We start from the raw sequence: 12,629 nt of genomic DNA on the forward strand, positions 1-12,629 counted from the left end.
GTCTTTGTCCTACCCATTTTTTTTATGGGTCTCCAAATGATGTTTTATCAACTGCTTTAAACTCTCTAAATAATCCTTTAAATCTTCCTTGTTTACGTGCGGATGACGTTTTGCGGGAATGGTCAAAGGATTTTCATCCAAGGAACGATATAGCTCGGGATAATTGGTCTCTATATCGGCAGTGAGCTGTGAAATCTCGCCTAATACTTTTCTTAAATCATTCATTGTAAAATAGTATGGATTGCAACTATAAAGATAATGAAGTTTTTAGTTTTAAATCCTGACGATGGTCATGTAAATCTTAATTGTTCCATGGTAAATTAATAGGAAATCAAAACCACCGCATAGTATATACGGATTTGGATTAGGGCATGGAATCCAAGGTTCCAGTTTATCCGAAGTTGCGTTCTTTCATTCCAAGGGTTTTAAAAGACTTATGCTACACGCATATTGGGTTAATTTTTTGGAACCCCCGATATTCGGGACAATTCAATTATATTTATGAATCAAGAATATTTACACGACTAGAAGCAAATTTACCAGTTTATAATAAAAATGTCACCGGCCTGTATTGTCACTTTACTGTTACAAAACTTGGCGCCGGTATAACAACTAAAAACACGTAATAATGAAAGCGATAGGATTTAAAAAATCATTGCCCATTTCTGAAAAAGATAGTTTTATAGCCTTTGAAACCGAAAGGCCAACTCCTACAGGATATGACCTATTGGTTAGAATTGAAGCCATTTCGGTGAATCCGGTGGATTTTAAAATTAGACAAAATGCCGCTAAGGATACAGTATTGGACACTCCTAAAATTATTGGATGGGATGCGGTGGGAACCGTGGAGGCCAAGGGCGATAAAGCTTCAAAATTTGAGGTAGGGGACCAGGTGTATTATGCAGGGGACATTACCAGAAGTGGTTGTAATGCCGAATATCAGCTTATAGATGAACGGATTGTTGGGCACAAACCTAAAAATTTGAGTGTTCCGGAAGCAGCGGCCATGCCATTGACAAGCTTAACTGCCTATGAAGCGTTGTTGGACCGGATTGGGATCGACCCTGAAAAGGACATCGGTAAATCGGTTTTGATCATAGCAGGTGCTGGCGGGGTTGGCTCCATTGCCATACAATTGGCCAAAAAATTGTGCAAGCTTACAGTTATCGCCACTGCTTCACGGGAAGATTCCGTAACCTGGTGTAAAGATTTAGGTGCAGACTATGTGGTGAACCATCACAATCTAAAGGAAGAATTGGAAAGAATTGGACACGGCCAGGTTAATTATGTATTGGATTTTGCGGATTTGGAGGGTTATTGGGAATTGGCAGTGGATATAATTAAGCCCCAGGGGCACATTGTCTCCATTACGGGGAGCAGTAAACCGTTGAATTTAAACTTGTTAAAAAACAAGAGTGTAACTTTTTCTTGGGAATTTATGTACACCCGATCCATGTTCACTACAGAGGATATAGAACGCCAGCACGAAATCTTGAACCATATGGCCCAATTATTGGATGAAGGGACTTTAAAAACCACTCTGACCACTACACTTTACGGGTTTACGGTGGAAAATTTAAAGACCGCACATGAAATGCAGGAATCAGGTAAAACTATCGGTAAAACGGTAATTTTATTTTAAGTCACTCTGGCAACAGTTTTATTTTCAAAAATTACTTTTGTAATGGATCGATCAAAAAAAAATGAGAGAATGACCATTGAGGAAAAATTGGAGAGCTTGGGCATTGTATTGCCCAAAGTAGCACCTAGAGGGGTGGGGAATTATGTTTCTTGGACCATTAGTAATAATACCCTTTACACCTCTGGTCAGTTACCTTGGAAAGATGGGGAGTTCGGAATTTTGGCCTATACCGGTAGGGTGGGGAGCCATCTGAGTATAGAGGAGGGGTATAACTGTGCCCGTATTTGTGCCATTAACGCCATAGCTCAACTAAAGGACGCTGTAAAAGACCTGGAAAGGGTGAAAAAAATTATCCGCTTGGATTGCCATATACAGGCCGCCGAGGGGTTTAAAGATCATTCAGATGTTCTGGATGGGGCTTCCGATGTCATGAACCAGGTGTTTGGGGCAAGAGGGATCCACACCCGATCGGCCATAGGTATTTATCAATCGCCATTGGATGTACCGGTAATAGTATATGTAATTGCCGAGATAGAGTAAGTATAATTTCGATCTTTGGTTTTAAATGATAGGACTCAATTGAATTGTCTAAAACATTATAAATCAATCCTTTTCCCTGATTTTGCCGCCGCATAAATTGCGTCGATAATTTTAAGGTCCTTAAGACCTTCCTCCCCGTCTACGGGAACAATAGGTTGTACTCCTTCAAAAATAAGTTGTGCCATACCATCCATTTGAAGCGTCTGGTGGGTTATGTGTGGTTGGGTTAGTTCCCCTTTGTGTGTTCTCCCCTTAATTGGACCGTAGCCTGTTGAGGGTTGCATTTCTGCATACCCCTTTTCTCCATTTAGAAAAAAGCGATCCAAATGGCCCATGGCATAGGTAGATAAACAAGAGGCGGTTGCACCACTTGGGAACCCCATCTGAAATTGTATGGTTTCGTCCACGCCTTCCTTAAATTTTACGTGATCTGTCTTGGTTTCTTGGGCCGTAACCCAAATGGGTTCCTCGCCCAACATATACCGGGCTCCGTTAATGGAATATATGCCAATATCCATCATTGCACCACCTCCGGCAAGCTCTTTATTCAATCGCCATTGGGTAGGATCGCCAATGGTGAATCCGGATAACCCTTGAAAGAACTTCAGCTTTCCGAATTCTCCCGCTTTCCGCATGCGTATAACTTCCACCGTTTTAGGTTCGTAATGCATGCGATAACCCACCAACAGTTTTACTCCGGCCGCTTTACAGGTATTCACCATTTCCTGACCTTCTTTGGCATTGATGCCCATGGGTTTTTCGCAGATTACATGTTTTCCCGCCTTGGCAACCCTAATAACTTGATCCTTATGCAATCCGTTTGGGGTAATTACATAAACGGCATCGATATCCGGGTTGTTTTTAATTTGATCAAAGTTATCGTAGTTGTAGCAATTTTTTTCCGGTATATCGTACTTGCTTCGCCAATCGACCACTTTTGAGGGAGTACCGCTTATAAGCCCCACTAACTTTGCCCTCTTGCAAGATTCCATGGCTTTGGCAACCCGGGTGCCATAACTTCCAAGCCCCATTATGGCAACCCTTAAAATGGGTCCTTCATAAGGCTCGCTGCTAGCTGCGAACAGCTGTGTTGGACTGTATAAAATTGGTAAACTGATAGCGGAAACAGTTAATTTTCCCAAAAAATCTCTTCTAGTACCCATAATGATGTTATTTGTATGACCTAAAAATAATGAAAATGAAGTTATACTTCCAATAGCCAAGGAAATGTTTGGTCGTAATTTAATTGCATCCGAAAATCCTTACCCCAAAACAATTAAAAAATAGGTGTACGGTCCTTTTTTTTAACCAATCCCAATCCAAATTCAGGGTCGTAATATATCAATGCCCATTGGGATAACTAAGGAATCTAGGGCCTGTTTTTAAGGAGTTGGGACAGTAGATCCTTATAAAAGGTTACCTTTGCAGGTTTTATCGGCACATGCAAAATCAAAATAGAATTACATTAATAAAGCCACAAGAGTTTCCTTTTTTCTATGGTTATGTGGTGCTTTTTATTGGTAGTATTGGCATTTTGGCGAGTATTCCAGGGCAGACCATTGGGGTATCTGTTTTTACGGATCCCGTTAAAGATGCCTTGGGATTGTCAAGAAATGAGTTTAGCAACGCATATATGGTCGGTACCTTGTTGAGTTCTGCCTTGGTGGCGCGGGCAGGGAGATGGTTCGATGCCTACGGTGCCAGATATGTGGCTTTTTTTGCTACCCTGCTCTTAGGGGTGTCCCTTTTGGTATTTTCCGTTTCCGTTGAAATAAGTGGAGCCATTAAGGCATTTTTTAATTTTGATTCCTGGTCGGTTCCGTTCTTATTGATCACATTTTTGTTTTTTCTAATCAGGTTTAGTGGTCAGGGCGTATTGACTATGGCCTCTAGGAATATGATCATGATGTGGTTTAAAAAAAATAGGGGCAAAATCAATTCCATAAGCAGTATTACAGTGTCACTGGGTTTTTCCAGTGCACCTATTTTATTGAATAAGCTTAATGACGACTACGGATGGGCCAGTAGTTGGCAAATAATGGCCATGAGTCTCTTTATTTTTTGCATCTGTATTTTACTGTTATATAGAAATAGACCGGAAGATTTCAATTTGCTTCCGGATGGACATGATAGGAAGGAAGTGGATCAAAAACCGGAGGAATTGGAAATTGATTTAACCTTAAGTGAGGCTAAAAAAACCAGGGCCTTTTGGATGTTTGCACTGGTATTGGCCTTCAATAGTTTTTATGTAACGGGGTTTACATTTCATATCGTATCCATTTTTGGCAGCCAGGACTATACAAAGGTCGAAGCCATTGCTATATTTTTGCCCATGTCCATAGTAGCAATTTGCGTATCAACAACCTGCAACATTTTGAGCGACTATATCCAGCATAAAATCTACTTATTTATCATGTTGTTAAGTGGGGTAGTGGCTTCCTTGGGGTTGTTGTTTCTGGCCAGTCCTATAGGGGTTTATTTATTGGTGGGGGGACTGGGAACCATGGGCGGTTTATTTGCTGTGATCAACGCGGTTACATGGCCTAGTTTTTTTGGTAGAAAATATTTAGGTTCCATCACTGGAAAAGTGATGAGCTTTTTGGTTATTGCCAGCGCCGTTGCGCCTAGTCTATTTAGTTATTGCTATACCTCCTTCGGATCCTATAAATATATAAGTTACATTACCCTGACTTTTTTATTGTTTTTGATCGTTGGGTCTATTGGAGTCAAAAAACCGCAATAGCAAGTCAAAAAAAATATAGACATCCAAAGTATAGCTTTAAGCAAGGAATTGAAGACATGGGTCGGTATGTTTTTAGAGGTCAATTGGTTGGACAAATAGATAGTAGGAGAATATTTTCATCAGTTTGTAAAATGTGACAGTGAATAATTTAAATTTGATATTGATGAGCCAAAACACTCACATTCAATTTAAAATTTAGATCGAGGTATGAATCTTGTAAAACGTAGTCTTGGCGCCTTAATACCCTTATTCTTGTTTATTGTGGTTATTTCCGGATGTAGCTCGGATGATACTGGGAGTGTTGATGTTGAACCAGCTATTGTACTCTCCCCGAAATCCCTGACCCTTTCAGAAAACGCTAGCGGTACTTTAACTTTATCCATTGTCCCATCTAAGGAAACGGCCTGGGAAATTTCATCCAAACCGGATTGGGTTTCTGTTAATTTGCTTTCTGGTATCTTTAGGGGAGAAGCTATAGTGTTGAATTTATACCCTATTACTGAAGGGTTATACTCTGGTGATTATGAGGGGGTTATCAAAATAACGTCCAATGGCCTTGAAGCAGAAGTAAATGTAACTTTGAACATTGGGGAAAAGGCCTCTATGGGTTCGTCCGAAAGTAGCCTCAGTTTTGGATACTTCGAAGATGAAAAAAGCTTTTATGTAAAGAATGAGGGGAATGTCGCTTTGGATTGGAGCGCCTCCATAGCTGAATCCTATATTTCTTTGATTCCACAAAATTCCAATTTATCCCCAGGAGATTCCATTAAGGTCAATGCCGAGTTGGACAGAAGTTCATTACCGACCACTGTCCAAGATTTGGAATTATCTATTAATAGCAATAAGGGTCAAATAATTAAAATACCGCTTACTTATAAAAATTATAAGGAAGGAAAATGGTTGCTGGATGGAGAAATAGTGGATGCGGAGTTTGATAGAATACATGATCGATTAATAGTAGTGTCAATAGGGCCCAACGAGATTCGCAAGATCGACCCCGCGACCAAGAGCATGGAAACACTTCAATTGAATATGACCCCTACTTGTCTTTCGGTAAGCAGGGATGGAAATTTTGCTGTCGTGGGCCACGATGCCCGAGTGTCCTATATTGATCTAAATACGATGCAATTGCTTAATATTTTTGATGTAGCTACCGATGTTTTCGACATTGTTCTGGCACCCAACAACTGGGCCTATGCTTTTCCTAGGTCCGGACAGTGGGAAAGGATACACTGTATGGATTTGACCACTGGGATAGAAACCATCTCTACGGGCAATCAGATACGAGAAGGGACCAAGGCCAAGTTGCACCCATCTGGCAATTTTATTTATGGATCGGATAACGGTGTTTCCCCCTCCGATGTAGAGAAATATGACATTAGTGCAGGAACGGCCCATTATCTATATGATTCGCCCTATCACGGGGATTATTCCTTTGACGGTGATATTTGGATATCCGACTCTGGTGATAAATTGGTTTCGAGAAGTAGAAATATATTTAAATTAACAGAGGACCAAGCTACCGATATACGTTACTATGGACAATTATTGGGAAATCAGAAAATTGCTACCTTGGACATCCATACAATGGCCAATAAAATTTATGTTGTCATGGAAACGGGTCCTATTTATCAGGAAGTGCCTTCCAATACCATCCAGATATTTGATGCAGAATACCATGAAATGACAGGGACCATTTCGTTGCCGGGATATTTGGTGCCCGATGGCAATGGAGATGGCTCAATGTACGATTCACAGGCGCATTTTGGCTTTTTTAATAATGAGGGTACTGCTTTTTATTCGCTGTTAAGAGCACCCGAAGAGGCTGGTTTGGCAAGTGAGTGGAGTTTGGCCACGGTCTTATTGGATTAAATGGACGTTACCTAAATTCACATCCATGCCATTTGATTGGGTCCAGGTAGCTTGGTTTGCAGAAGGTGTAATAATGAATAGTGGGAGTTATGCAGTACAGGCATTTCGGGTCAAGAGTATGTATTCGCCATTATTTTTAAACTCCCTTATGGAGGTGCCCGAATATTTTTTAAAGGTTTTTGAAAGATGGCTAACATCGGTAAAACCTAATTCGTGGGCAATTTCCGTAAGAGTGAAATCGGAATTCAATAAGCGAATTTCCACCAATTTTAATTTTGCCTTTATAATGTATTCCCGCAAGGGCATATTCACTTGCTTTTTAAAATATTCGCTCACATAGGTGGTAGACATCATAAATACATCTGCCAGGTTTTCCACTTTTAAAAGCTCGGTCTTATCAATATTCTCGTTTATATAAATGAGCATCCTAGTGATTCTTTCGTCAGAATTATTTTTGGGAAATTCAAAATAACTTGTCTTTTTAATGTTCCTTATCAGTATTTCCAAAATACTGGTCATTAAACTCGTAATCAAGTTTACGGACTCTTGGCCGTAATTCCTGGATTCCAGTAAAATCATGGCGATTAGACTGTCCATATGGCGTCTGTCCAAATCACTTTTAATGATATCGCCCGGTAGCTGATTGTAGTTGGAAAGGATATAGGAAGCTTCTTTAAACCATTCGTTCCTATCTATGGCCAGCCCATTTATATTTTTGAAGAATGAATCCGTAAACTTTAAAAAGACAAACCTTGTGGGTTGTTCAATGGTAAAGGAATGACATTTTAGAGGTGGCAATAGAAAGATGCTGCCTTTGGCGTAGCGATCTTCATTATAGTTAATACACTGAGTGCCTGCTCCTTCTTTTATTAAAACCAGTTCAAAAAAATTGTTTTTAACCGGACGCTGTTTCCATTCCAACAATTCCAATTCTTGTATTTCAAAAGGTTTATGAGTCTCTAATACTTGCATTTTAGGCCTATTTTTAAGTAAAACTAAGTAAAATACCCATATGGAATTGGTTATTGGGGTATTTAACCTTTAAAAATACATAAATACCCATTTTTTATACCATAAGTTAGTGCTTGTACCCCCTTAGCTTTGCCCTAGAATTTAATCCATAACAAAAAATTATAAAATGATTACACCAAACATTTCAAAAAAGGACATTATCAACGCATTTCAATTTAGACATGCTACCAAGGAATTCGATGCCACTAAAAAAGTATCCGATGCGGATATGGATTTTATTTTGGAAACGGCACATTTATCCCCCAGTTCTTTTGGTTTTGAACCATGGCATTTTGTGGTGGTCCAGGACAAGGAGTTGAGGGAGGCCTTAAAACCTGTAGCTTGGGGAGCACCTTTAAAATTGGATACGGCTAGCCATTTTGTATTGGGTTTGAGCATGAAAGCGCCAATGGTAAAGCATGATGCTGAATATATCATGCATATGATGAAAGAGGTAAAGCAACTACCTGCAGAAGTTATTGAAATGTATTCTAAATTTTACAGGGAATTCCAGGAGCGGGATTTTGATTTGGATACGGATAAAAAATTGTTCGACTGGTCAGCGAAACAAACCTATATCGCCTTGGGGAATATGATGACCTCAGCGGCTTTAATTGGAATAGACAGTTGCCCCATTGAAGGATTTCATCAAGAAAATGCAGAGGCTTTATTGAAAGGGAAATTTGGTGTTGATACGGATAAATACGGCCTGTCGTTTATGACTGCTTTCGGATATAGAAAGGCAGATCCCGAATTTGGCAAATCGAGAAGGAACTTCAATGATATCGTTACTTGGAAGTAATCCTATCATCCTAAAAAACAAAATAAAATGAAAGCAATAGGCTACAAAGAAAACCTCCCCATTGAGGATGTAAAATCGCTACAAGATGTAGAATTAGCAATGCCAAAGGCAATTGGTCATGACATTTTAGTGGAGATAAAAGCAATTTCTGTAAACCCGGCAGATTATAAAGTACGAGCAGGAATGCCGGTTGATGGTGATGATTGGAAAATAATTGGTTGGGATGCAACAGGGACTGTTAAAGAAGTTGGAGAAGATGTTACGCTGTTTAAGGTTGGAGACGAAGTTTGGTATGCGGGCGATTTTACAAGACAGGGAAGTTATGCACAGTATCAAATTGTAGATGAGCGCATTGTTGGTAAGAAACCATCTAGCTTATCGTATGCAGAAGCAGCAGCCTTGCCATTAACATCACTAACAGCTTGGGAAATGTTGTTTGATAGGTTGGAAGTAGCTAAAAATGATGCCACTAAATCTATTCTAGTAATTGGTGCGGCAGGTGGTGTGGGATCTATTTTGGTGCAACTGGCCAAGAAACTTACAAAATTGAATATTGTTGGAACGGCTTCTCGTGAAGAAACTACAGATTGGTTAAAGGATTTAGGTGCAGACTCTGTTATCAACCACAGAAATAAATTGAGTGAGGAATTTAAGAAATATAATTTACCTGCCCCTGATTACATCGTGAGCCTAAATGCTACCGACCAACATGCAGACGAGATTGTAAAAGTGATAAAACCACAAGGAAAATTCGGTTTTATAGATGACCCAAAGATGTTTAATGTTATGCCATTTAAAAGTAAGGCAGTGTCTACCCACATTGAGTTGATGTTCACACGGTCTATGTTTCAGACAGAAGACATGATTGAGCAGCACAACATTCTAAATGAAGTTTCTAAATTGATAGACAATGGAACGATAAAAACCACTTTGGGAGAAAACTTTGGAACCATTAACGCAGAGAATATGCGTAAAGCCCATGCTTTTTTGGAAACTGGAAAAGCTAAAGGTAAAATTGTTTTAGAGGGATTTTAGATCTATCATATACTACAAATATCATTTCGAGTGAATTTGGAGTCACGAAAAATTTGTATCGAGAAGCTTATTGGTTAGTAGGGTTTTCGATACTAAACTTTAAAAAAGAATTTCACTCGAGCTGTCATACTCAACACATAAAACACCTACATGATGAAAAAATATACGATAATTGCCCTAATATTGGTCGTAAGTGTATTTGCAAACGCACAAACACCAACAACAGATGCTACAGCGTCTAAAAATGAAGTGGTAACTGCAGGCCATATAGAATGGGGTTGGTTAAATCCGTTACGTGGAGATAAAAGTCCGGCTGCGGGTAAACTTTGGGGAGATCGTACCAAAAACGAACCAGCAGGATTTTTAGTGAAATTTAAAAAAGGATTTTCATCGCCCCCACACATACACAACATAACATATAGAGGTGTTGTAATTAAAGGTTTGTTACACAATGATGATGAAAATGCCGAGAAACAATGGCTTCCGGCAGGATCTTATTGGCAACAACCAGCAGGCGAAGCGCATATTACGGCAGCAGATGGTGAAGAAAATTTAGCTTTTTTAGATATTCAAGAAGGTCCTTATTTGGTAAAACCAACATCTGAAGCTTTTGATAATGGTGAAAGACCAATTAACGTTGATAAGACAAACTTGGTTTGGTTAAATGATAAAGATATAGAATGGGTAGCGGAAAAAAGTAATGTACAGACTGCTTTTTTATGGGGAAGTTATAACGTAAATCAACTACGGGCAACATTTTTAAAACTACCAGCTGGTTTTAACGGAAGCATCAAAAATTTGAGCCCAAATTTTAGAGCAGTAGTTATCTCTGGTAGCCTAACCCATAGGTTTACTATAAAAGATGCTAAAAACATACTAGAACCTGGTTCTTATTTTGGTGTTAAAGAAAATGCTACGCCAAAACTATCTACAGATAAAGAAACAATTATTTACATTAGAAGTAATGGTAAATTTAAAGTTGCAAAAGATGAAAACAATTAATGCCGTTACATTGATTAGAGTTTTTTTAGTATTTTACTAAAAGACTATACCCTAAATAAAAAGTCGCTCTAAGCCGACTTTTTTTGTAAACAAACAATATATTCTACAATAAATGCCACGTACCATAATTGAAAATATTGTAATTCAAGAATACAAAGACCAAACATTTTTTGAGTTTTGTAAGTATACCACCATTCGGTTTTTTGAAATTGTATATTTTGAAAAAGGTACCGGCACCATAAAAATTAATGGCAAAACTGTTAACTATTCTGCTGATAGCCTTTTTGTTTTTGTGCCAGACGATATTTACATTGTAAATCCGGAATCAGCAACTACTACCATTGCCATTAAATTCTTAAAAAGCTTTTTTAAGGGAGATGCACCGCAAAATGTGAATCTTCCGGTGAACGATTGGTTTCGTAAAATTGAAGGGATTCTAAACAGTGAAAGCCATCAATTGCGTGAAATGCGTTTTGAAACCGAATCCGATAAAATTCACCTTATTTCATTAATAAAAATGGTGGCGGCAGAAAACGATAAAAAGAAATCGTACGACCTGTTTATCATTCAAAATTCACTTTCAGTAATTCTTCATTTGATTGCGCGAAATATTCAATTTTTAAATGCTGATATGACTACAAAATTAGTTGAGTCTTCTAAAATTCAGCAAATCATCAACTTTATTCACGCCAATATTTACAATTCAGAACGGTTGACCACAAAAAACTTGGCAGAAGAGTTTCATATGGCGGACAATTACATCAGTGAATATTTTAAAAAACACACAGATGTTTCTTTAAAAAAGTACATACTTAACTACAAATTAAAACTGGTAGAAACCCGATTAAAATACACCGATTTGCAGTTTTCTGAAATTGCGATGGAATTGGGTTTCACAGATTCCAGTCACCTTAATAAAACCTTCCAAAGCTATAAAGGGATGACAATTGGGGCGTATAAGGCAAGTATTTCCCAATAAATTACCATTTACCTTATTTTTTACTAAAACCACTTCGTTTTTTACTTATCCAAAGCTTGTGTGCCTAGGTAACTTTGTACTGTAATTATAACAGCACAATAAATAACCTAAAACCTAACATTATGGAATACAAGAATTTTCAAACATTTACAGCAGAACAAAAAGGAGGAATTTTAACAGTGACTATAAACTTTGGTCCTGTAAACGTACAAGGGCAAGAAATGCTAGCCGACCTAACTAGTCTATGTTTACGATTAGAACGTGATAGAAGCGTAAAAGTAGTCGTTTTTGAATCTTCAAATTCAGGATATTGGGTGTGTCATTATGATACCAACTTGCTTAGAGATATGTCTACAGAAGCAGTACCTAGAAACGAAATACAGTTATTGGACTTACAATCTGTTTTAGAAAGATTAAGCAAGGTGCCACAAGCAACCATCGCAAAAATTGAAGGTTTTGCACGAGGTGGCGGACATGAAATGGCTTTGGCATTGGATATGCGTTTTGCTGCAAGAGGAAAAGCCAAATTTATGCAAATGGAAGTAGGTATGGGCATTTTACCTTGTGGTGGCGGAGCCTCACGTATGGCAAGACAAACCGGTTTAGGAAAGGCATTGGAAATTATTTTAGGTGCCAGGGATTGGGATGCAGACGAAGCTGAAAAATTCGGAACAATAAACAAAGCTTTAGATGCAGATGAGATTGGACCTTATGTTGATGCCTTGGCAGAACGTATTTCAAAATTTCCGGCAGATTCTATTGCAGCTAGCAAACGCGCGGTATATGCATCTATAGACTTGCCAATTAAAGAGGCTTTAAGGGAAGAAGCTTATCAGTTGTTTCAGGCTACAAGCAGAACTCCTGCAATAAAGAGATTCACCTATGCAGATGAAAATGGGGCACAGTTTGACCATAATAACCAAAAGAATTGGGAGCAAATGGTGATGGAAATTCAAGAGGTAAATTAATAAAACAGGAATTATAAATAAATTAAAAAGAAGAT

Annotated in this window: 12 protein-coding genes; 9 read left to right on the top strand and 3 right to left on the bottom strand. The window is 38.5% G+C overall.

The genetic code is table 11. The features are described 5' to 3' along the window. Positions 1-9: 9 nt before the first annotated feature. Positions 10-225 carry a hypothetical protein gene (locus C7972_RS05315; protein WP_110355191.1) on the bottom strand — a complete coding sequence of 72 codons (216 nt, stop codon included), beginning with the start codon at positions 223-225 and terminating at the stop codon, positions 10-12. 403 nt (positions 226-628) lie between these two features. Between C7972_RS05315 and C7972_RS05320 the strand changes: the two genes are divergently transcribed. Further along, the gene (locus C7972_RS05320; protein WP_110355192.1) at positions 629-1,642 is read left to right on the top strand and encodes a zinc-binding alcohol dehydrogenase family protein; all 1,014 of its coding nucleotides are present in this window, start codon (positions 629-631) and stop codon (positions 1,640-1,642) included. A gap of 42 nt (positions 1,643-1,684) precedes the next feature. Further along, positions 1,685-2,182 (top strand): RidA family protein, encoded by a 498-nt coding sequence (locus C7972_RS05325; protein WP_110355193.1) that lies wholly within the window; start codon positions 1,685-1,687, stop codon positions 2,180-2,182. A gap of 56 nt (positions 2,183-2,238) precedes the next feature. Here C7972_RS05325 and C7972_RS05330 read toward each other — a convergent pair whose 3' ends face one another. Further along, positions 2,239-3,345, bottom strand: a complete 1,107-nt coding sequence (locus C7972_RS05330) for a Gfo/Idh/MocA family protein (RefSeq protein ID WP_110355194.1) — start codon at positions 3,343-3,345, stop codon at positions 2,239-2,241. 278 nt (positions 3,346-3,623) lie between these two features. Between C7972_RS05330 and C7972_RS05335 the strand changes: the two genes are divergently transcribed. After that, positions 3,624-4,925: a nitrate/nitrite transporter gene (locus tag C7972_RS05335; RefSeq protein WP_110355195.1), complete on the top strand. Its 1,302-nt coding sequence runs from the start codon at positions 3,624-3,626 to the stop codon at positions 4,923-4,925. A gap of 207 nt (positions 4,926-5,132) precedes the next feature. Continuing rightward, positions 5,133-6,797 carry a BACON domain-containing protein gene (locus C7972_RS05340; RefSeq protein WP_110355196.1) on the top strand — a complete coding sequence of 555 codons (1,665 nt, stop codon included), beginning with the start codon at positions 5,133-5,135 and terminating at the stop codon, positions 6,795-6,797. A gap of 87 nt (positions 6,798-6,884) precedes the next feature. On the opposite strand, the gene C7972_RS05345 is transcribed toward C7972_RS05340, so the two are convergent. Then, entirely contained in the window at positions 6,885-7,769 is an 885-nt protein-coding gene (locus C7972_RS05345) for an AraC family transcriptional regulator (RefSeq protein ID WP_110355197.1), read from the bottom strand. A gap of 166 nt (positions 7,770-7,935) precedes the next feature. Between C7972_RS05345 and C7972_RS05350 the strand changes: the two genes are divergently transcribed. The 5 genes from C7972_RS05350 (at position 7,936) to C7972_RS05370 (ending at position 12,594) form a co-directional block, all read left to right on the top strand. Beyond that, on the top strand, positions 7,936-8,610 hold the full coding sequence (locus C7972_RS05350; protein ID WP_110355198.1) for an NAD(P)H-dependent oxidoreductase: 675 nt from the start codon (positions 7,936-7,938) through the stop codon (positions 8,608-8,610). A 27-nt stretch (positions 8,611-8,637) separates the two neighbouring features. After that, positions 8,638-9,645, top strand: coding sequence for a zinc-binding alcohol dehydrogenase family protein (locus C7972_RS05355; protein WP_110355199.1), 1,008 nt, complete (start codon positions 8,638-8,640; stop codon positions 9,643-9,645). 150 nt (positions 9,646-9,795) lie between these two features. Further along, entirely contained in the window at positions 9,796-10,647 is an 852-nt protein-coding gene (locus C7972_RS05360; RefSeq protein ID WP_258364780.1) for a DUF4437 domain-containing protein, read from the top strand. A gap of 112 nt (positions 10,648-10,759) precedes the next feature. Further along, the gene (locus C7972_RS05365; RefSeq protein WP_110355201.1) at positions 10,760-11,626 is read left to right on the top strand and encodes an AraC family transcriptional regulator; all 867 of its coding nucleotides are present in this window, start codon (positions 10,760-10,762) and stop codon (positions 11,624-11,626) included. 122 nt (positions 11,627-11,748) lie between these two features. Beyond that, the gene (locus C7972_RS05370; protein ID WP_110355202.1) at positions 11,749-12,594 is read left to right on the top strand and encodes an enoyl-CoA hydratase/isomerase family protein; all 846 of its coding nucleotides are present in this window, start codon (positions 11,749-11,751) and stop codon (positions 12,592-12,594) included. Positions 12,595-12,629: the final 35 nt, after the last annotated feature.

It is taken from the genome of Arenibacter sp. ARW7G5Y1 (assembly GCF_003201775.1).
In the GTDB taxonomy this organism is placed as follows: Bacteria; Bacteroidota; Bacteroidia; order Flavobacteriales; family Flavobacteriaceae; genus Arenibacter.